The 23,185-nt window shown below is 37.4% G+C and carries 15 protein-coding genes and 1 pseudogene; 15 read left to right on the top strand and 1 reads right to left on the bottom strand.

All coding sequences use genetic code 11. From position 1 onward, the window contains the following. Positions 1-28: 28 nt before the first annotated feature. The 10 genes and pseudogenes from F938_RS09060 (at position 29) to F938_RS09010 (ending at position 16,085) form a co-directional block, all read left to right on the top strand. Positions 29-994 carry a recombination directionality factor gene (locus F938_RS09060; RefSeq protein WP_005031037.1) on the top strand — a complete coding sequence of 322 codons (966 nt, stop codon included), beginning with the start codon at positions 29-31 and terminating at the stop codon, positions 992-994. 372 nt (positions 995-1,366) lie between these two features. Next, positions 1,367-3,082: a class I SAM-dependent DNA methyltransferase gene (locus F938_RS09055; protein WP_005031036.1), complete on the top strand. Its 1,716-nt coding sequence runs from the start codon at positions 1,367-1,369 to the stop codon at positions 3,080-3,082. Between the two features lie 13 nt (positions 3,083-3,095). Further along, positions 3,096-3,470 (top strand): annotated as a pseudogene (locus tag F938_RS09050) (LexA family protein); the annotation flags it as partial. Continuing rightward, entirely contained in the window at positions 3,467-4,840 is a 1,374-nt protein-coding gene (locus tag F938_RS09045) for a restriction endonuclease subunit S (protein WP_005031031.1), read from the top strand. The pseudogene F938_RS09050 and the gene F938_RS09045, both read left to right, overlap by 4 nt. 2 nt (positions 4,841-4,842) lie before the next feature. Further along, positions 4,843-5,919, top strand: coding sequence for an AAA family ATPase (locus tag F938_RS09040; protein WP_005031029.1), 1,077 nt, complete (start codon positions 4,843-4,845; stop codon positions 5,917-5,919). 1 nt (position 5,920) lies between these two features. Continuing rightward, a complete protein-coding gene (locus F938_RS24135) occupies positions 5,921-6,592 on the top strand; it encodes a DUF4276 family protein (RefSeq protein ID WP_005031027.1) in 672 nt (223 codons plus the stop codon). Between the two features lie 6 nt (positions 6,593-6,598). Beyond that, the gene (locus F938_RS09030; protein WP_005031025.1) at positions 6,599-9,700 is read left to right on the top strand and encodes a type I restriction endonuclease subunit R; all 3,102 of its coding nucleotides are present in this window, start codon (positions 6,599-6,601) and stop codon (positions 9,698-9,700) included. A 199-nt stretch (positions 9,701-9,899) separates the two neighbouring features. Continuing rightward, a complete protein-coding gene (locus F938_RS09025; RefSeq protein ID WP_005031024.1) occupies positions 9,900-12,473 on the top strand; it encodes an AAA family ATPase in 2,574 nt (857 codons plus the stop codon). A 573-nt stretch (positions 12,474-13,046) separates the two neighbouring features. Continuing rightward, complete coding sequence (locus F938_RS09015; RefSeq protein ID WP_005031022.1) at positions 13,047-14,915, top strand: hypothetical protein; 1,869 nt, start codon at positions 13,047-13,049, stop codon at positions 14,913-14,915. 156 nt (positions 14,916-15,071) lie between these two features. After that, complete coding sequence (locus F938_RS09010; RefSeq protein WP_005031021.1) at positions 15,072-16,085, top strand: Fic family protein; 1,014 nt, start codon at positions 15,072-15,074, stop codon at positions 16,083-16,085. A gap of 490 nt (positions 16,086-16,575) precedes the next feature. Here the strand turns inward: F938_RS09010 and F938_RS09005 are convergent, their stop codons facing one another. Beyond that, positions 16,576-17,457: a LysR substrate-binding domain-containing protein gene (locus F938_RS09005; RefSeq protein WP_085947562.1), complete on the bottom strand. Its 882-nt coding sequence runs from the start codon at positions 17,455-17,457 to the stop codon at positions 16,576-16,578. A 180-nt stretch (positions 17,458-17,637) separates the two neighbouring features. Here F938_RS09005 and F938_RS09000 point away from each other — a divergent pair, with 180 nt between their 5' ends. From F938_RS09000 to F938_RS08980, 5 genes are all read left to right on the top strand, one after another. Next, positions 17,638-18,387: an SDR family NAD(P)-dependent oxidoreductase gene (locus F938_RS09000; protein ID WP_005031016.1), complete on the top strand. Its 750-nt coding sequence runs from the start codon at positions 17,638-17,640 to the stop codon at positions 18,385-18,387. 83 nt (positions 18,388-18,470) lie between these two features. Continuing rightward, positions 18,471-19,769, top strand: coding sequence for an MFS transporter (locus F938_RS08995; protein ID WP_010590757.1), 1,299 nt, complete (start codon positions 18,471-18,473; stop codon positions 19,767-19,769). Between the two features lie 15 nt (positions 19,770-19,784). Further along, the gene (locus F938_RS08990; RefSeq protein ID WP_005031012.1) at positions 19,785-20,630 is read left to right on the top strand and encodes a transketolase; all 846 of its coding nucleotides are present in this window, start codon (positions 19,785-19,787) and stop codon (positions 20,628-20,630) included. A gap of 13 nt (positions 20,631-20,643) precedes the next feature. Further along, positions 20,644-21,648, top strand: coding sequence for a transketolase family protein (locus F938_RS08985; RefSeq protein WP_005031010.1), 1,005 nt, complete (start codon positions 20,644-20,646; stop codon positions 21,646-21,648). A gap of 158 nt (positions 21,649-21,806) precedes the next feature. Then, positions 21,807-23,069: a carbohydrate porin gene (locus F938_RS08980; RefSeq protein WP_005031009.1), complete on the top strand. Its 1,263-nt coding sequence runs from the start codon at positions 21,807-21,809 to the stop codon at positions 23,067-23,069. Positions 23,070-23,185 lie beyond the last annotated feature (116 nt).

Raw genomic sequence — 23,185 nt, 5'->3', positions numbered from 1 at the left:
GTAAAATTTTATTTATAGGACAAACAACATGATTAAAGGTTTAGCGATTACACCGCCAATACTTGGCAGAATCAGTATAGGTAAAATGGTCGAAAAGAACGGTAAACGTCTGCCTGAAAAGGACGATCAATTTACGATTACCAGTCAAATCCAAAATAAGGATGGATGGGTAAAGCATCCGCACGATGAACAGTTCCGAAGCAAAGCACCAAATCAAAAACTACGCTCTATTCCAGTACGGATGATCTTTAATGATCCTGAACTGAATCTACGTGCTGAATATAGCTTATTTGATCGTCAGACAGGTCGTCCTGTTTGTGTGGGCAATGGTCAGACCTGTCAGCGTCTCACCAACCAAGGTGTAGAACAACTTCCATGCCCAGCTCCTGATTTATGCCCTTTAGCACAAGGAAGTAACTGTAAACCTTTCGGCAGACTACATGTCAATTTAGATGAATCGGATGAACTCGGTACATTCATTTTCAGAACCACTGGTTTTAACAGCATTCGGACTTTAGCAGCACGACTGAGTTATTACCATGCTGCTTCGAATGGCTTACTTTCGTGTCTACCACTGCAATTGACTTTGAGAGGAAAATCGACAACTCAAAGTTATCGTACCCCTGTGTATTACGTGGATTTGACCCTACGTGATGACGTTAATCTTCAACAAGCGATTCAGATGGCGCAAGAGATTGATCAGCAAAGTAAGCAGAGTGGCTTTAATCAGGAGGCGCTTGATCAAATGGCACGGCAATGTTTTGCTAATGCAAAGTTTGAGGTGAATTCGGAAGAAGGGTTGGATTTGGTGGAGGAGTTTTATACGGAGGAAAATTCAGATATTGAACAAATATTACCTGAAAATGTACAAGGTGTACAGGTACAGTCTGAGACTAGAACTAGAGCCAAAACCAAGCTTAAGCCGAATCAAGGTGACGGATTTGTGCAGGATATACAGCAGGGATTGCAGGGGAGTGTGAGAGCGGTAAATTAGATTTAATAAATCACTAAAAGTACAAGATGACTTCACTCATATTGTACTTTTATATTGTCCAGTGATGAATAAATAGTGAACGGTAGTAGTTATTCAGATTATATTTTTTTAAATATTTTTCAGGAATTGAAATGTTATAATTTTCGGGAGCATTACCGCCAGTTATTATATTTATCTGCGACATATATAGTCGTATCTATACAGAGTTGTCTAGCTTTATGTCTAGATAGGTAGTTAAAATATAAAATAGTATATATCTTTATTTTTTTGTGTAGTACATGACTTTTCATTCGTCTTAGATGTGCTAACGTAATAAACTATTGAACATTAAGTATAAAACCTTAGCGGTTGACCATTGATTGAGGATAAAGAATGAACTCATTGGAACAAAATTTTCTAAATAACTTAGATGATAAGCTTTGGAAAGCCGCTGATAAATTACGTAGTAGCTTAGATGCTGCCAACTACAAACATATTGTCCTTGGGTTAATTTTCTTAAAATATGTATCAGATGCCTTTGATGAACGTCAGGCAGAACTTAAAGAGTTATTTGCACAAGCGGATGATCACAACATCTATTACATGCCTCGTGATCAATACGACACAGAAGAGGAATACCAACAAGCAATCGCTGATGAGTTGGAAATAATTGATTACTATAAAGAAAAAAATGTGTTTTGGGTGCCTAAAGCTGCACGTTGGTCAACATTACAAAATACAGCCGCTTTAGCGATTGGTTCGATTATTTGGCAAGATGTCAAACTACGTTCTATCTCGTGGTTAGTCGATAATGCTTTTGATGAAATTGAGAAAGCCAATCCTAAATTAAAAGGTATTCTGAATCGTATTGGGCAATACCAGCTTGATAATGACAAGCTATTGGATTTGATCAATACTTTTTCTGACACTAGTTTTACCAAGCCTGAATATAATGGTGAAAAACTCAGTCTGCACAGCAAAGACATTCTCGGGCATGTCTACGAATACTTTTTAGGGCAGTTTGCTTTAGCTGAAGGAAAACAAGGTGGGCAATATTACACACCTAAAAGTATTGTGACCTTGATTGTAGAAATGTTGCAACCTTATAAAGGTCGTGTTTACGACCCTGCGATGGGTTCAGGTGGTTTCTTTGTTTCCAGTGAGAAGTTCATTGAACAACATGCACAGGAAAAGCATTACAAAGCATCTGAACAGAAAAAGCATATTTCGATTTACGGACAAGAAAGTAATCCAACCACTTGGAAACTGGCTGCCATGAACATGGCAATTCGAGGCATTGATTTTAACTTTGGTAAAAAAAATGCTGATACATTTTTAGATGATCAGCATCCAGACTTACGTGCTGATTTTGTCATGGCAAATCCACCGTTCAATATTAAGGATTGGTGGCACGCTTCACTGGAAAGTGATGTACGTTGGAAATATGGTACACCTCCTCAAGGCAATGCTAACTTTGCTTGGATGCAACACATGCTCCATCACCTATCACCTACAGGTAGTATGGCCTTGTTGCTTGCCAATGGCTCGATGAGCTCCAATACCAATAATGAAGGCGAGATTCGTAAAAACTTGATCGAAGCTGATCTGGTGGAGTGTATTGTCGCATTGCCTGGACAACTGTTTACCAATACGCAGATCCCTGCCTGTATTTGGCTCTTGACCAAAGATAAAAAGAACGGCTTATCTTTGGATAAAAAGAAAGCCAATCGTGAAGGTAAGACCCTGTTCATCGATGCTCGTAATTTAGGTTATATGAAAGATCGTGTACTGCGTGACTTTACCGATTCTGATATAGCTAAAATTACCAATGCCTTACATGCTTGGCAGCAAGGTGGAAATTTTGAAGGTGACGTCTATCAAGATGAAAAAGGCTTTTGCTTCTCGGCTGAATTGAAAGATATTCAAAAGCATGACTATGTACTGACCCCAGGGCGTTATGTGGGTGCAGTTGAGCAGGAAGATGATGGTGAACCTTTTGCCGAGAAGATGGCACGCTTAACAGGACAACTGAAACAGCAATTTGCTGAAAGTGCTGTACTGGAAAGTGAAATTAAGAAGAACTTAAAAGGCTTAGGTTATGAGCTTTGAGCAACCCTCTCTGCTGTGTGAAGCTGAAAAACTGGCAACGCCTGAATTTTTAGAAACCAATGATTTTTTTGATGTGAAGCTATACCGTCCTGTAATTGAATATGGGAGTGGTGAAATAAGTGGTGCAATTGATCATTCAAGTGGTGCAATAGAGGATTTAGGTGGTGCAATCGAAGCAAGCCAACTCACCAAACGCCAACAAGAAATTTTAGTTTTAATTCAGCGTAATCCAAAAGTTTCTTATCGTTCTTTGGCAGAGAAACTTGGTATTAATCAGTCTGCCTTACAAAAGCATCTGAAACATTTAAAAGATGCAGGCTGGCTTGAGCGTATGGATGGAACACGTGGCTATTGGACGATCAAAAAAGAATTTGGGGGTGTGGTTTGAGCGTTGATTTTGTAACTTATCAGCTAAACGAAATTATAGAAATTATTGGTGGTGGTACGCCTAAACGAGATAACCCTGATTTCTGGAATGGTGATATTCCATGGCTATCAGTTGTCGATTTTAATAATGATGAAAGATATGTAACATCAACAACTGAAAAAATTACTCTACAGGGATTGGCTAGAAGCAGCACTAAGTTATTAGATACAGGAGATATAATAATATCTGCAAGAGGTACTGTTGGTTGTTTGGCACAATTATCAAAGCCTATGACATTCAACCAATCTTGTTATGGGCTAAGGGGAAAAAATAATCTAATTATTAATGATTATTTATATTACTTACTAAAAATAAAGGTTAATGAATTAAAACAAAAAACTCATGGTGCTGTATTCGATACAATTACCAGAGAAACTTTCTCACATATCAATGTGAATATACCGAAATCTGTAAGTAAACAGAAAAAAATAGCAAAGTTCCTTTCAGACTTAGATGATAAAATTCACATTAACAATCAAACCAATCAAACTTTAGAATCTATTGCTCAAGCCATTTTTAAAAGTTGGTTTATCGACTTTGAACCTGTGCGTGCCAAAATTGCTGCAAAACAAACAGGACAAGACCCTGAACGTGCTGCGATGTGTGCGATTGGCGGTAAAAGTGAAGCTGAGCTTGAGCAAATGGCTAAAGATGATTTTGCTGAGTTACAAGCAACGGCTGCACTGTTTCCTGATGAGTTGGTCGAAAGTGAGTTGGGAGAGGTGCCAAGGGGGTGGGGAATTGGTAAACTTAAGGAAATTATTGATTTTAATCCTACAAGAACACTAAAAAAAGATTCACTAGCTCCATATTTGGATATGAAAAATGTACCAACACGGGGGCATTTAGTTGATGAAGTAATATTACGCAATATGACAAGCGGAACAAAATTTATTAATGGTGATACTTTATTAGCTCGTATTACACCATGTTTGGAAAATGGAAAAACAGCATATGTAGATTTTTTGCTTGATAATGAGGTTGGTTGGGGATCAACGGAGTTTATAGTTTTACGTCCCAAAGAGCATCTGCCAACAGCATTAGGTTATTTTATTGCACGTCAAGAAAATTTCCGTAATTTGGCGATTCAATCTATGACAGGTACAAGTGGAAGACAGCGGGCGAACGCTGATACCTTAGCTAATCAATCATGGTTAATTTATCCAGCAGATTTAATGATAATATTTGATAAATATGCAGGAAAATATTTGACTCATATGAAAAACAATGGTTTGCAGAATGGTATTTTAAAAAATATTAGAGATGCTTTATTACCAAAATTGTTGTCGGGTGAGGTGGATGTGTTACTGTTACAGCAGGAAGGAGCATAACCATGTCACTACGTCAAATCACTATTCATGGCTATAAATCAATCGAAAGATTAGAGAAGTTTGAATTAGATAATCTCAATGTATTGATTGGTGCAAATGGCGCAGGTAAAAGTAATTTTATCAGTATTTTTAAACTGTTAAATGAAATGTATGAGCAACGTCTGCAAGGTTTTGTACAAAAACAAGGTGGACCAGATAGTCTACTGCATTTTGGTAGAGATATAACCGATAAAATTCATGCGGAATTTTATTTTTATATGAATGGCTATAAATTTGATTTAGTTCCAACAGTGGACAATAGGTTAATTTTTGAAAGTGAATATTTGTGGTTTGAGGGGGTTTACTATTCAGCAAGTAGTCATCTTATTGGCTATGGAAAAGATGAATCTGAATTAAAAGAATCTGAAGATAAGTATGCTCCTTATGTCCGTTCTGCAATTAAGGGGTGGAGGGTTTATCATTTTCACGATACCAGTGATACTGCAAAAGTAAAACGCCGTCATGCAGTCAATGATAATTTGTTATTAAAACCTGATGCAGAAAATTTAGCAGCTTATTTAAGAATGCTTTCAATAAAATATCCTGATGAATATCGAAGAATTGTAGAAACAATACAAATTGTACTGCCATTCTTTAAGGACTTTGTGCAGCGTGAAGATGACGATATATTTATTGAACTAGAATGGTTTCAGGTTGATCGTCCAGATACACCTTTAAGAGCACATTTATTATCTGATGGTAGTTTGCGCTTTATTTGTTTAACGACGTTATTGTTGCAACCTAAAGAGTTGTTGCCAGATACCATTATCATCGATGAGCCAGAATTAGGTTTACATCCGTATGCGATCAGCGTACTTGCTGACATTTTTAAACAAGTGGCAGAAGATAAACAATTAATTATATCAACTCAATCTGTTGAACTTATTAATGAAATGGAAGCAGAAAATATTATTGTTGTGGATCAAGAACAAGGAAAATCAACGTTTAAGCGTTTTGGGCAAGAGGAGTTATCGGAGTGGTTGGATGATTATAGCTTGGGCGAGCTATGGAAACGTAATGTTTTAGGTGGGAGACCCTGATATGCAAGAGGTAATTGTAATTGCTGAGGGACAAACGGAAGAAGCATTTATTAAACGAGTAGTTGCCCCAGTATTCCATTCACAACAAATTTTTTTAAAGCCAGTATTGATGAAGACTTCTTCTACAGCTAAAGGTGGGGCGGTTACTTTTGATCGCTTAAAACTAAACGTTAGAAATGAAATTAGACGAAATCAAAATATAAAACTGACAACATTTTTAGACTTATATGGATTACATACGAGTTTTCCAGATTTTAATCATGCCCAGTCAATACAAGATGTTTATTCACGTGTAGAACATTTAGAACAGGTTCTACATAGAGAGCTTATTGCATTTGTGGGCTGTCATCCTGAAAGAATTATTACACATATACAACCTTATGAATTTGAAGGTTTATTATTTTCAGATGTTGAACAACTTTGTTCAATTGAACCTACTTGGCAAAGATCTCACGCAACGTTGCAAAGAATGAGAGATGAAGTGGATTCACCAGAACATATTAATAATGGTTATGAAACTAAGCCATCAAAAAGACTAGAAGATAATCTATATCCTAAGTATAAAAAAACGACTCATGGACCAAGGATTGCTCAACATGTTGGGCTAGAGCGAATGGAACAAGAGTGTGCCCATTTTAAATCTTGGATGGATAAAATCAGGGCATTAGGATAATAAACCATGAACGAAACACAACTCGAAAATCTATGCTTAGACTGGTTCGCTGAAAATGGCTGGGAAGTCGTTCATGGTGTCGATATTGCACCTGACAGCAGCAATCCTTTACGCAAAGACTATAAGCAAGTTCTGATTGAAGCGGACTTGCAAACTGCCTTTGAACGCTTAAATCCACATTTGCCAGTGAGCTGTTTTGAGCAGGTTTTACAGAAACTGAGCAAACCCGAAAGTCTGGACTTAATCACCAATAACCGTGCTTTTCATCAAATGTTATTGGACGGTGTGCCTGTCAGTTATAAAAAAGAAGATGACTGGATAAATGACCATGCATTTTTGGTCGATTTTAATCATGTGCAGCAAAACCGCTTTGTTGCCATCAATCAATTTACCATCCAAGGCACAAAGCAACCAAGACGACCTGACATTATCTGCTTTATTAATGGCATACCTTTCGCTGTACTAGAGCTAAAAAGCCCCACCGATGAAAATGCCGATAGTTGGGATGCGTTTAACCAACTACAAACCTACAAAGAAGAAGTTTCCGATCTGTTTGTTTTTAATGAAGCTTTAGTGGTAAGTGACGGCATTACAGCTCGAGTCGGTTCATTAACAGCAAGCCAAGAACGTTTCTTACCGTGGCGTACCATTAAAAATGAAGATGATAAGCCTCAGCTAGAATGGGAACTGGAAACGCTTGTTCGAGGCTTCTTTGATCGTGAATTATTCCTCGATTACATCCGTTTCTTTGTACTCTTTGAAACCGATGGCGAACGCATTATTAAAAAAATTGCAGGCTATCACCAATTTCATGCCGTGCGTGAAGCGGTTCAGGCGACTATTGCCGCATCGAATCCTACAGGAAATAAAAAAGCAGGCGTGGTTTGGCATACCCAAGGTTCGGGTAAAAGTATTTCGATGTGCTGCTATGCAGGGAAGCTGCTTCAACAACCAGCCATGCAGAATCCTACCTTATTGATTGTGACTGATCGTAATGACCTAGATGGACAACTATTTGAAACCTTTAGTCAGGCACAAGAATTATTAAAGCAAACCCCAGTACAAGCCAATAACCGTGATGAACTGAGACAACTCCTTGCTGAACGTGAATCAGGCGGAATTATTTTTACCACAGTACAAAAGTTTGCTTTGCTCGATAGAGAAGCTGAGCATCCATTACTGAATGGTCGACACAATATTGTAGTCATGTCCGATGAAGCCCACCGTAGCCAATATGGACTCAAAGCCAAACTTTCTAATGATGGTACTTATAAATTTGGCTATGCCAAGCACATGCGTGATGCTTTAAAGAATGCGGCATTTATTGGTTTTACAGGTACGCCAATTTCCAGTGAAGATAAAGATACCCGAGCTGTCTTTGGTGATTATGTTTCAATTTACGATATCCAAGATGCGGTAGAGGATGGCGCAACCGTACCGATCTATTATGAATCTCGCTTGGCAAAATTGGATATTAATAAGGCTGAAATCGAGGAACTCTCTGATCAAGTCGATGAAGTGGTAGAAGATGAGGAAGATGTCGGTAGTCGTGAAAAGACCAAAGGTGAATGGAGTCGATTAGAGAAGTTAGTAGGTGCAACACCACGCCTGAAACAGATTGCTGCGGATTTGGTGACGCACTTTGAAGCCCGTACTGAAGCCACAGCAGGCAAAGGTATGATTGTGACCATGAGCCGTGAAATCTGCGTGCATTTATATAATGAAATTATCGCTTTGCGCCCAGATTGGCATGATTCTGATCCTGAAAAAGGCAAAATCAAAATTGTGATGACAGGTTCAGCATCGGATAAGCCGTTATTGCAACCGCATATCTACAATAAGCAAACTAAAAAACGCTTTGAGAAACGTTTTAAAGATGTGAATGACCCTTTGCAGTTGGTGATTGTGCGGGATATGTGGCTGACAGGTTTTGATGCACCGTGTACCCATACCATGTATATCGACAAACCAATGAAGGGGCATAATCTCATGCAGGCGATTGCTCGTGTGAACCGTGTCTTTAAAGACAAGCAAGGTGGGTTGGTTGTTGACTATATTGGGATTGCCAATGAGTTAAAGCAGGCATTAAAAACCTATACCGATGCCAAAGGGAAAGGTGAGCCGACTTTACGTGCGGAAGAAGCCTATGCCGTGCTTGCTGAGAAAATGGATGCCATCCGTGGGATGTTTGCCAAGACCAATGACCAAGCTGGGTTGGATTTAAGCAGTTATGAAAAACAAGCACATCGACTGATTATTCCAGCAGCCAACTATGTGTTGAGTCTAAAAGATGGCAAAAAACGCTTTTTAGATTTAGTACTTACAGTCAATAAAGCCTTTTCATTGTGCGGTACCTTGGATGAAGCCAAGACATTGCATAAGGAAATTGCATTTTATTCAGCCATTAAAGCAGTGATTAGTAAGCATACCTCTGTGGATCGTAAATTATCGCAAGCAGAAAAGGACAGTACGCTTAAACAAATTTTAGATAATGCTGTTGTTGCTGATGGCGTAGCAGATGTATTTGCACTTTGTGGTTTAGATAAACCGAATATTGGCTTACTGTCGGATGAGTTTTTAGAAGATGTAAGGCAGATGCCATATCGTAACTTGGCGGTTGAATTACTGGAAAAATTACTCAACGACGGTATTAAAGCCAAAACACGCAATAATCTAGTTCAAGAAAAACGCTTCTCGGATCGTTTACAAGAAACCTTGCGTAAGTATAACAACCGTGCCATTGAAACCTCGCAAGTCATTGAAGAACTGATTCAGATGGCAAAAGAGTTTCAGGCAGAAATGGAGCGTGAAGCTGCGCTCGGTTTGAACCCCGATGAAATCGCCTTTTACGATGCCTTAGCCAATAACGAAAGTGCAGTCCGTGAGTTAGGTGACGATACGCTTAAGCAGATCGCTCGAGAAATTACAGAGAAGTTGCGTAAATCGACCACAGTAGATTGGCAGGTGCGGGACAGTGTACGTGCTCAGCTTAAAATCTTGGTGCGTCGTACTTTACAGCGTTGGAAGTATCCACCAGATAAAGCGGCTGAAGCGATTGAGTTGGTGATGAAGCAGGCTGAAATGCTATCGAATGCATGGACGAAATAAAGTAAGTGTATTAATTCTGCTGTGTTGGTACGCTAACTTTATTTTAATATCAGAAAATCCCAATCTGGAAGTTAATTGGTTTTACATTTGATAAAAGAATATATTTAAGTATTTTGAATTTAAGATTTACTTTGATATTTCTATATTTTAAAAGAATTTATTTAAACAGTTTAAAGCATAACTATTAGGTAGGGGAATTATGACAATTGAACTTGAGATTAAAAAATGGTTATTAACACAAGCCGATTGGTTACAAGAAGCGGCGGTACGAATACTTCAGAAAGCCCAGCTTGATGATAACGACTATAAGGATTTATGCATACTGATAAAGACTCCCGAAGGCAAAGCGGTAACAACTCATCGAACTTACGATGAGTTGACTGTAAACCAAGTCAAAAATGAATTGCGTCTAAAAGCTATCAATGAAGTTGTTGGTATAGAAAACTTAGCTCCTAAAAGCCCCTTAATATTTGGAGAAGGGAATTTAAGTGTAATTTATGGACATAATGGTTCGGGTAAGTCGAGCTATACCCGTATATTAAAAAAAGTATCAGGAGTTCCACGAGCACAGAATTTAAAACCAAATGTTTTTTTGCCACCACCCGATCTTAGTCATTGTATTTTTGTAATTGATATAGATGGAAGTGAGCAAGAAATTAAGTGGGGTGCTCATGAGTCATGTTTAGATGACCTCGTTTCAATTGATATTTTTGATAGTGAAGAAGCAAATTATTATTTAACCAAAGAGAGTATTGCTACATACATGCCTCCAGCAGTTACCTTGTTTGCAGAATTGGCAAAAGTTTGCTCAAGAGTAAAGGATATACTACAAACCGAGCAGGATACTCTTTTAAGTAAATTACCAAAGCTTCCTAGTCAATTCTATTCAACAGAAATAGCTACTAAGTTGAATACATTAAATGAAAAAACGAATGATAAATTCCTAGAGAGCTTTACTTTATGGTCTGAAAATGATCAACAGCAACTCAATAATTTGAATTTAAGATTGAGTACAGATAATCCAACTGAACTTGCGAAGCAAAGAAGAAATACAGCCTTACAAGTGAAGGAAATTATTAAAACACTTGAAGAGGCACAACACTCGCTAAGCTCTTCAAATATAGATTTAATTAGACTTCTTAAACAAGATGTATTACAAAAGCGCCAAGTTGCCTTAGATGCAGCAAAGAATTTAGTTGGTGAATTAGCTGGGGTAGGTGGCGATACTTGGCGAGCAATGTGGAGCGCTGCTAGAAAATATTCTCAAGTAGTATATCCAGAACAAAAATTTCCAGTTACGGATGATGCAAAATGTTTACTTTGCCATCAAGAACTTAATTTTGAGGCAAAAGAACGACTGCAAAATTTTGAAAAATTTGTATGTAGCACTCTTGAGCAAGATGCTGAAAATGCAGAAAAAAACTATAGAACTATCCTTACTCAACTTCCTTTAGTTTTAACGGATCAGCAAATAAGAACTCAATGTGAGGCTGCGGGAATCGGTACTGACGATTGGTTAAAATGTTTGGGAGGTATCTGGTTAAAAATTAAGAATAATATTTTAGTTCTTAATGCTCACGAAGAGCAGGGGGTACTTAGCGATATTTCCGAAGCACAAAAAGTAATAGTTGTTCTTAATGAATATACAGATCGTTTAAATCGAGAAGCAAATCAATTTGATCAGGATGCTACAGAGTTCGATAGAGTTCTGGCTAATAAGCAAAAGTTAGAATTAGAAGCTAAGCTGTGGACCAGCCAGCAAGTTGAATCAATTAAGCAAGAAGTACTTAGATTAAGAAATCATAAGCAGTACGAGTTGTGGAAGTCATTAACAAATCCTAGAAATATTTCCATAAAAGCCGCATCAATTTCTGAAAGAGCTATTACTGAAGCATATATTCGGCGTTTCAATGACGAATTACGATTATTGGGAGCACATCATTTAAAGGTTGAGTTAATAAAATCGAGAACAGCAAGAGGGGAAGTTTTTCATAAAATTCAATTAAAGGGTACAACTAATGAAAACTTATTACCAGAACTAGTTTTAAGTGAAGGGGAGCGTAGAATAATTTCTTTAGCAGCTTTCTTAGCAGATGTGGTCAATAAGCCCTATTTGGCTCCATTTATATTTGATGACCCAATTTCCTCATTAGATCATGATTATGAGTGGCATGTGGCTTCCCGTTTAGCAGATTTAGCCAAACAACGACAAGTTATTATATTTACACATAGACTATCACTTTTTGGCACAATGGAAGATGTTTCTAAGAAAAATGGTGAACAATGGCATAAGGTTCATTTCTCAGCAATATGTATTGAGGGTTTTAATGGGAGTGTGGGACATCCAGCACATCAGCAAACTTGGAATTCTAATACAAAAACAGCTAATAATATTCTTCTAACTAGATTAAAAGATGCTTCTAGTTTAGGACAACAATCTGGAGTAGAAGTTTACCGACAATTAGCTCAAGCTATTTGTAGTGATTTTAGAAAATTATTAGAGAAAAGTGTTGAAGATGACTTATTGAATGCAATTGTAAGAAGACATCGTCGATCCATCACAACAGATAATAAAATACATTCTTTAGCATTGATTGAAAAAGATGATTGTCTATTTATAGAACAATTGATGACTAAGTATTCATGCTTTGAACATAGTCAGTCGACAGAAATCCCAATACGTATTCCTGAAGAAAATGAGCTACGTTCAGATATTGAGAGTCTTAAAAAATGGAGAGAAGAGCTTTCAGCTAAGCGGAAAAGTGCCAGCTAGCAGTAATTGCTATTTTAAAAAATTATGGATGGTGATACTTTCTATCCATTTTTTATTATAACGAATATGTCTTTGGTGACCCACTTATTTATTGGCGGGAACATATTGATGAACTAGGAATTAACTATTGCTGATCCTGAATCTATAAAAAAGCAATGTCGGATCTACAGCGATGACTTCAAATGCGAGCTTGTAAAAAAATGTAGCCACCCTCATATTTTGATTGCCAATGTGGCACTGTAAAATGGCATTAATACCAATTTACTCAATCGCTGACTTTAAATTTTTTAACTAATAGATTCCGCTTGAGATTTAGGTGAGTTCAAGTGCCATAGCCTCCTCAAATTGTCATTGTAGTGTTGTTGACAAAAAAAAATATTTTTCATATGATTTCTCTTAAGCAAAAAAGCCTAGGTTGAGTTTTAACCTGCGGTTAAGAATTCATACTATCTTAAACAAAAATACTCAGCTTATTTTCAATAAGAAAAATCCGTTATTTCGTAAGTATGCCTCTAAATCAAAAGATTTAGTTGAGGGCTTTTTATTTGCTATCGAAATATAACGGATATGATCATGTATAACACATTTTCTGAAAGACATTTTCTCACTAAACCACCTGTCGTAGGTTATTTACCCCTTAAGAGATTCCATATTCTGCCAGTATTTGGGTTAGAGCCTGAATTAATTAAACAATCTGTTGAAAGCGTATCTCGAGATCGTGAAAAAATAGCTCATTGCACACTCTTAAATGCTCTTGTTCATTCATTGGGTTTTAACGGTGGTTTTTCAGGATTTTTGAATGCCTATGAGCAAATTTTAAAACCTTTTATGGAAGACCATAACTTATGCCAATATGCAGATCTTATTAAACCCCAGTTTCCATGTGATGGTGCAAGCCGTTTAAAACATCAACGTCAAGATGTATCCGATAGAATGTTCTATGGCAATAGTTCTATCCCAGACAAAATTTTTACAGGATATAACTTCCGTTACGATCAATACTTTGATGATGGTATAGGTATCTATAATTTTGAAATTGATCATTCTAATTATGGATTACATCAACGTGCCTATGATGATAATGATTCATCAAATGTAGATGTTGCTCTGAAAAACCCTATATTACAGGTACTTCTGAAACGTAAACAACCAAATACGAGAGCATTGATTGATATCGTGATTGGTGGAGATTTGTTTTATATTCAAGCGGGATTTAACCTACTTGGAGATCAATTAGTTCAACCTAGGGAACAAGAATCAGTTTTTCAAATCTATAATACTAATAAGGAAAACTTGGCAGAGTGTATAATACATTGCAATAAAAAGATGAACTTGTTTCTTCAGCGCATTGAAGAACTTAACCAAGGCTGGGTTGAAGTAATCCCTTTTAATGATAACCTTATTTTTTTAAAAGGGGAAAATGGACAATATGATTTTATTTTTAAAAATCAATGTGATGAGATATTTGAACATCAAATTTATGCGCCTTACTTGAAACGAGCTGATGTACCAAAATTTGATGATGAATATCACTTTAAGCGCTGGTTCTACTTCGAATTCAAGGGAAATAGACAGCAACGACTACATCAAGCAGAAACTGAATATTATTTTTCGGGTGGTAACACATGCGATTATCCTGGAACAGAAGAGTTGTTAAAACGATCTTTGTATAGTAAATATGCTAAAACTCTTGTAGATTTGAGTTCTTCTATCGAGTTACCTTCTTTTCAGAAGATTCGGTTGGAAAATGGTAAATGCTTGATGATTTCCAATTTAATCACAATTGAAGATTTTCAAGATTTTTCAATTTCAAACTCATTGTATTTAGAAGCTAGAGCAACTGTTGTTGAGAAAGTGAAAAAAGGATGCTTGCTTGATAATCTAGAAGCAGTAAATGCTGATGAAGATACGACGTTGCCTGTATCACTGACTTGGTATGATGTGATGGTATTTATTAGCTGGTTTAATCGTAAGAATAAAGTTGAGACACGTCTATTAACTTTCGATGAGTTTAAGGAAGTTTCACCTTTTGATGAGCCTATAGACGATAGTCTAAGCTATTATTCACCTCCTTTAGAAGTAAGAACAAAAGGAAAAACTTATTTTAGTAACCAACGCAATGAACAGTTTGAATACAATTGCTTGAGTTTTTATGATGAAAACGGATATAAAATAATTGGTCATCCACCTTATATGGATGCAGAATCTTTTCAAAAAATTCAATTGAAATTCGAAGATGTAAATTTTTTGGAGAAACATGGGCTTCGATTTATTGATTCGAAAAACTTTGGTGAGTGGTTAAATGATAAAACTTGTGTCTGTTGTAAATCACTAGCGGAATTTTATAATTATATTGCCAGACCAACTCCAGCATTGAATTCTACTGGTAAATATAAGTTTAGAAAAACTGGCTTTAGACTTTGCTATGAATTAAAAAGTTAATTAAGTTGAGGATGGGCAAGATGAAACTCTTGCTCTAGTCTGCTTAAGATCATTTATCAGGGTGAGTAAATATAAAATCATACCTTATTTATGACTTTGAAAACTTATACTTTTAGCATTTAATTAAACAAAACTTTATATTTTATTTAGGAATCTATGCAATACCAACCGCCTTATACCATCACCTCAAAAATCATTCATCTGATTGCGCAGATCAGTGAAAATATAGGGCGTTTGACTGTTTTAGAGGAAATTCAAGATAGTCTGAAACTACGAAAAGCCAATCGTATCCGTACCATCCAAGGTTCATTGGCAATAGAAGGCAATACGCTCAGTAGTGAGCAGATTACGGCGATTCTTAATGGTAAGACCGTAATTGCACCTCCGAAAGAAGTTCAGGAAGTGCGTAACGCTATCAAAGCCTATGAGGCCTTTCAGCAGTGGCAACCAAGTCAAGAAAAAGACCTATTACAAGCGCATCAAATTTTAATGACAGGCTTGATTGATGAAGTCGGTCAGTATCGTCATGGTGGTGTTGGTGTGATGTCAGGTGATCGAGTGGTGCATATGGCTTCGCCTGCAAATCAAATTAATCGACTGATGGCTGATTTACTTGATTGGTTGAATGATGCTGAGATACACCCATTGATTCAAAGTTCGGTATTCCACTATGAATTTGAATTTATTCATCCATTTGCGGACGGTAATGGTCGAATGGGAAGGCTATGGCAAACTTTGATACTAAGCAGATGGAATCCAATCTTTGCTAATATTCCTGTTGAGAGCTTGATCTATCAAAATCAAAAAGCCTACTATGAGGCTTTGCAAGCAAGTACTGATCGGACTGATTCAGCCCCTTTTATAGAATTCATCTTGCAGATGATTTTAGATGCAATTCTGAGTTCAACTGCTACCGCTCAAGATAGCGATCATGCTACCGCTCAAGCTAACGTATATGTTCACCTAGAAATGAGTGATCAAGTTCAGCGTTTAATTTCGGCAATGAAGCAAGAAGACTATACTTTGGCTGAGCTAATGCAATTGGTCGGATTAACCCATCGAGCAACATTCCAAAAGAATTACTTGAATCCTGCTATAGAGGATGGCTTGATTGAGCGTACTATTCCAGATAAGCCGAAAAGTCCGAAGCAAAAATATAGATTGAGATGATCAAGTTTTGGTGAAGAGTTGAGATAAAATGAGCTAAATGCTACTGTATTGATTAATAAATAAGCGGTTAAAATTAAAATAATAGTATAGTGAAATTGGACAAAATGTGGACGTTATTTGCGCCTATTTTACGCCTAAAAAATTGAAAATTTTCAATAAGTTTTTGATTTAAATTGAAAATAAAATTTTACTTGTCCAATCCATCATCGGAGCGACCGAAATACGGGGAGTTAGAGATTGGAGCTCAGACATAAAGTAAACCTGAAAAGATGAAAAAAGCAGAGTGCGGATTATACGTGCTTTATTTTAAAATCTATAGTCATATTCAAAAGATAGCATTTGTAAACCTAATTAAAATTTTGATTCTGATAGTGATTTTTAGGCGTGACAAAGTAGGTTCTATGGGGATTTATTAAAGGGTACGAATCGAAGTTCTCTAGTGATAGATGGTTATTTGATTATTATCTATCTAGAGTAGATTCTCTGCTTATTACTTATCTTTAATGATTTCGTCACCAATCCAGTTTAAAAAATGGTTCACTTTGAGAATGTTCTCATGGGTACGTGGATAAACTAAATGGTGGGCAGATATTGGTACGGAGAAGTCATCAGGAAAGACTTTGACAAGTTTTCCTGAATCTAGATAATTTTGGGTAAGTAAATTGCTTTCTAGGACGAATCCAAGCCCATGAGTTGCAGCTTCAAGTGACATGTATGAGCGATCAAAACTAAAAGTATAAGGAAATTCAGGAATGCTTAACCCTTGATGTGCAAACCATTGGGGCCATGTAACGAGAGTGGACTTCGATAAAATTAATTCTTTTTTTAGTAACTCTTTAGGCTTAGAAACTGGGCTGCGCTCAAGTAATTTGGGGGAGGCAAGAACTTCTAATTTTTCACTTCGAACTGTTCTAATTTCGACTCCTGTCCAATTCGGAATACCATGACGAATATCAATATCAATTTTATCTCGTGTGAAATGAAGGTTTTCATAAGAGCAAGATAAATTCACCTGAATGAGAGGATATAGTTCTTTAAATGATTCCAATCTTGGCAGTAACCACAGAAGTCCAAAGCTTGGTGAAGAATGGATGTATAAACTATCTTTTGGACTGTTATCCGATGCTTGTTCAGTCGCTAACATCAGATTATGCAAGATAGCGGTTACATCTTGATAATAACGCTCACCAGAAGGCGTTAAAGTCACTCCTCGTGCACCTCTTATAAATAAGCTTTGACCAATCATTTCTTCTAGTTTTGCGATTTGATGACTGATAGCAGAGGGCGTAAGGTTCAGGATCTCTGCTGCCTTTGCCACATTCCCTAAGCGAGCAGTTTGCTCAAATGCTTGTAAAGTTTTTATTGCAGGCATTTGATTGTAATTTTTTTCAGTATTATTCATTTAAAATTCCATTTTTCTTTCATATCTCAACTAAAAATATCATAGGCATGAATAAAATTCATGCCTAGTTGAGTTTAACCTTATTGCTGCTCACTGTGAAAAAAGAGAATCTAGCGATGAATGAATATGTTGAAGAAAAGAGGAATATACATGTTACTACAAGGAAAAGTAGCGTTAATCACAGGTGCAGCATCTGAACGTGGTATTGGTCGTGCAACAGCAGAAATCTTTGCACAGCAAGGAGCCAAAGTCATTATTGTTGATCTAGATCTTGCGCAAAGCCAGCATGCAGCTAAAGCATTGGGCGAAGGTCATTTAGGTCTAGCAGCAAATGTTGCAAATGAAGAACAAGCACACGCTGCTGTGGAACAAGCCCTTCAATACTACGGAAAAATTGATATTTTGGTCAATAATGCAGGCATTACCCAACCTGTAAAAACATTAGATATCAAACGTAATGATTATGACCGTATTTTGGATGTCAGTCTGCGTGGAACGCTTATTATGTCTCAGGCTGTAATTCCCGCAATGAAAGAAAACGGTGGAGGAAGTATCGTGTGCTTATCATCCGTTTCGGCACAACGAGGTGGTGGTATTTTTGGTGGTCCACACTACAGCGCTGCCAAAGCAGGGGTTTTAGGTTTAGCTAAAGCGATGGCTCGCGAGTTTGGTGCAGATAATATTCGTGTCAACTCACTTACACCAGGTCTTATTCAAACAGACATTACGGGTGGTTTAATGAATGATGATCGTCTTCATGACATTCTTACAGGCATTCCACTGGGTCGCTTAGGTAAAGCACAAGATGTTGCTAATGCAGCGTTATTTTTAGCTAGTGATCTATCAGCCTATTTAACAGGTGTAACTCTAGACGTAAATGGCGGAATGCTGATTCACTAAAACTCAGTATTAGTATTAGAAAATTTAAAATAGAGACATGGTCACGAGAGGATATTGTGGTCAAATGTAAAGGGACTCGCATGATGGATACCGTATTTTCATCTGATACAGATGCTATTCGTAAATCTGCATATCGAAAAATTGCATTTCGGCTGATGCCATTTTTAATGCTTTGTTATTTTTGTGCTTACTTAGATCGTGTAAATGTTGGTTTTGCCAAACTTCAAATGATGAGTGATTTACAGTTTAGTGAAGCTGTTTATGGACTTGGCGCAGGTATTTTCTTTATAGGATATTTCTTATGTGAAGTACCTAGCAATATTGTGCTGCATAAAGTTGGTGCTCGACGTTGGATTGCCCGAATCATGATTACATGGGGTATTTTGTCAGGCTGTTTTGCATTTGTTGAAACAGAGTGGCAATTCTATACCTTACGCTTCTTACTTGGTGTTGCTGAAGCTGGATTAGCACCAGGTTTATTACTTTATCTTACATATTGGTTCCCATCTTATCGTCGGGCCCGTATGACTGTGCTGTGGTTTATTGCAATTCCCATTTCTGGAATGATTGGCGGCCCTTTGTCTGGCTTAATCATGGATCAAATGAACAATGTGCAAGGATGGCATGGCTGGCAATGGATGTTTGTGCTTGAAGCTATACCTACAGTGGTTGTTGGTTTGTTAGTCCTCGCAGTTCTAAAAGATTCTGTTCAAGATGCACATTGGTTAACGAGTGCTGAAAAGAATTTAGTCCAACAAGAAATTGCTCAAGATAATCAACAGAAAGAAGGGCATAGCAGTATTAAAGACTTCATTAGTGATAAACGCTTGTGGTTACTAGCTGGAATCTACTTTTGTGTCGTAATGGGACAATATGCAATTACTTTCTGGTTGCCGACATTAATTCGTAACTCGGGTATTAGTGACAACTGGCATATTGGCTTGTTGACCAGTCTACCTTATATGTGTGCCATAGTTGTAATGCTGTTAGCAGGTCGTAGCGGAGATCACTTTAGAGAGCGTCGCTGGCATTTAATTATTCCAATGTGTACTGGTGCCATTGCACTGACATTTGCAACATTGTTTGCTTCAAATCTAATTTTATCGTTGATTTGTTTATGTATTGCGGCATCAGGAGTACTCACCGCATCTTCTTTATTTTGGATGTTGCCAACAAACTTTTTAGGTGGTGTTTCAGCTGCTGCTGGTATTGCTGGAATCAATAGTTTTGCCAATCTCGCTGGATTTTGTTCTCCGTTTCTCATCGGATGGATTACCACTAATACAGGTTCGAATGCCATAGGTATGTTCTTAATTACAGCAGTCTTAGTTGTCGGAGCTAGCCTAGTACTGCGCGTTCCAGCAAAACTGGTTAATCGTTAATAAGAGAAGTTAATTATGTCAAATATTAATAAAAAAGCTCGTATTGCTGAACTACAGCAACGAGCATATAACATTCGTCAACATGCATTACGTATGGGACAAGTACAGGGCCAAGGTTATGTTGGACAGGCCTTAGGTGCAGCTGATCTACTTGCAGTTTCTTATTTTCATGCAATGAAATATCAGCCTGAGAATCCTGAGTGGGAAGGACGAGACCGCTTTTATCTTTCAATAGGTCATTATGCCATTGCTTTATATGCTGCTTTGATCGAAGCAAAAGTTATTCCATTAGAAGAACTAGAAACGTATGGTTCTGATGACAGTCGTTTACCTATGTCAGGCATGGCAACGTATACCCCTGGTATGGAAATCACAGGTGGTTCATTGGGTCATGGTTTAGGCATTGCGGTAGGCGCTTGCCTCGGATTAAAGCAAAAGAAATCAGAATCTTTTGTTTATAACTTCCTCTCAGACGGTGAGCTCAATGAGGGCTCTACATGGGAAGCTGTCATGTCGGCTTCACATTGGAAATTAGATAATCTAATTGCAATTATTGATGTGAATAATCAGCAAGCCGATGGGCATTCAAGTGAAATTCTAGCTTTTGAACCGATTGTAGATCGTTGGCAGTCTTTTGGTTGGTATACACAGCGCGTAGATGGTAATGACATGAAAGCTTTACTCGAAGCTTTTGATAATGCAAGAAATTATAAAGGTATAAATCCGAGAGTCATCATTTGCGATACCAAAATGGGTAAAGGTGTTTCCTTTTTGGAAAGCCGAGAAAAAACACATTTTATTCGGGTAGATGAACGCGAATGGGATGAAGCTTTAAATATATTAACTCATTACGGCAAATAAGGAGTTTAGATCCATGAGCCAATTAGCGAACTCTCCTAAGAAAAAATTAAAAACGTCTGCCATGATTGCTTCGATTGCTGTAGAAGGGCAACCAACCAAGCCTGCACCATTTGGACATGCTTTAAATGCGCTAGCGAAAGAGCGTGATGATATTGTTGGATTATCAGCAGACCTATCTAAATATACAGATCTACATATTTTCACGAATCAAAATCCACACAAGTTCTTTCAAATGGGAATGGCAGAACAACTCCTGATGAGTGCTGCTGCTGGATTAGCTCGAGAAGGCTTTGTTCCTTTTGCCACGACTTATGCTGTATTTGCTTCACGTCGAGCTTACGATTTTATTTGTATGGCGATTGCCGAAGATAATCTGAATGTGAAAATTGTAGCAGCCCTTCCTGGTTTAACTACAGGATATGGACCAAGTCACCAAGCAACAGAAGATATTGCCATTTTCCGTGGAATGCCAAATCTAATGATCATTGATCCATGTGATGCCTTGGAAATTGAGCAGGCTATTCCACAGATTGCTGCTCATCAAGGTCCTGTTTATATGCGCTTGTTACGTGGTCAAGTTCCATTGGTATTGGATAAATATAACTACCAATTTAAATTATGTAAGGCCCAAGTCATTAAGCCAGGGAAAGATCTCTTGATTATCTCTACTGGATTACTGACTATGCGTGCGCTTGAGGCCGCTGAAGAGCTTGAAAAAGAGGGAATTGAGGTTTCAGTTCTACATGTTCCAACCATCAAGCCTCTTGATGAAGAAACGATTTTAGCAGAAGTTGCAAAAGGAGGACGGTCTGTACTTACTGCTGAAAATCATTCTGTAGTTGGGGGGTTAGGTGAAGCAGTTGGAACCTTACTATTAAGAAATGGGCAACATCCACGTTTTGATATGATTGGTTTACCTGATGCATTTTTAGAGGCAGGCGCATTACCCACACTACATGATCGTTATGGTATTTCTACAGAAGCAGTTAAAGCAAAAATCAAAAATCACTTAACCTAAGAGAGTCCAACTGTTAGTGAATTGAGCATGGTGTACGACAGGAGTCTAGCCATGCCCTAATTTTATCCTACCACTTTTAAGCCATTTAACTGTTCAAAATAGCTTATTTAATTAGCTGTTTAGGGAAACTTATATTCAAAATTTGCAGGGATTGTGCAATGAACAAAAGTAATTTTTTATGTCTCCTTGGTGTATTTATTGGAACAAATACAGCTTGTTTTGCTGAGAACTTATTCGATGTGAATCGAACAAATTTGACTGGGGATTGGAATGGTTCAAGAACCCAGCTAGAGAATGAAGGGATTAAATTTGATAGTGGCTTAAATCTCGACATTGCTTATTTAGCTGATGGTGGATATAAACCAAGACAAGCCCCGACTTATGTTAGTCAATTTTCACTCGGCTCAACTTTGGATTTAGAAAAATTGATAAATTTGGAGGGGATAAGTGTTCGAGCATTAATTATGGCAAGACAAGGGCAGAGCGTATCAGTAGAACAGATTTCTGATCCGCAAGCACCACAATTGGCCAATGTACAGGCAAATTATGGTCGAGGTAATTCGGGTACAAGGCTTGCAGAACTCTCGATCGAAAAAAAATTCAGTAACGCAGCTACTAGTATTCGAGTTGGGCGTTTTGCCATGGGAACCTATTTCAATGTGATGTCTTGCGACTTTCAAAATAATTCCTTTTGCGGTGCACAAATGGGGAAATGGCAAGGCAGTAAATGGATTAATGCACCTGTAAGCCAATGGGCTGTAATGTCTAAATATAGTTTTAACCCTGAGGTCTTTATACAATTTGGTGTATTCGAATATAACCCAAAAAACTTGGAAGAAAGTGAAGGGTGGAATTTGGATACAAAAGATGTCGATGGTGTCAATATGCCTATTGAGCTTGTCTGGCAGCCTAAACAGATGATTAATAACTTAGCTGGAATTTATCGTATAGGTGCATTTTATAATACAGCTGACGATCTCAAAAACCAAAAAGACATCGTAACAGGAGAGCCTGAATCTCACACATATGGGATGTGGGGTGTTGTAGAACAACAATTAACCTCAAAAAACTCAATTCAGCAAGGGCTGTATACTTTTATGAACTTCAGTTTTCATGATCAAACCACTAACAAAGTTGAAAATATGCAACAAATTGGTTTGAAATATGTTGGACTTTTAAATAATTATCCTAATGATATTGTTGGTTTTGCTGTAAATAGAGTTGATGTTAGTGATCGTTACAGTCAAACACGCCAAGGCATTAATAAAGATGCTGAATATAATATTGAGTTGAACTATTCATATTTCCCAATGAAGTGGTTGATGCTTAGACCTAATATTCAATATGTAATCAATCCTGGAGCAACGAATTATGTTGATAATGCTTTAGTGCTGGGCTTAAGCTCGAAAATTATTTTTTAAAAATACCTTCACCCATTTAAAAAGCTGTTTTTAGGTTTTGCTAAGAACAGCAGCGTATTAAATCGTTTGGAGAATTAAATTAATGAGGTCTTTAGTGATTTTAAATTTAATTAACT

The sequence above is a fragment of the Acinetobacter bereziniae LMG 1003 = CIP 70.12 genome (assembly GCF_000368925.1).
GTDB classification, from domain to species: Bacteria; Pseudomonadota; Gammaproteobacteria; order Pseudomonadales; family Moraxellaceae; genus Acinetobacter; species Acinetobacter bereziniae.
Note: the sequence above shows the minus strand (reverse complement) of the source record. Positions and strands in the feature narration are given on the sequence as shown.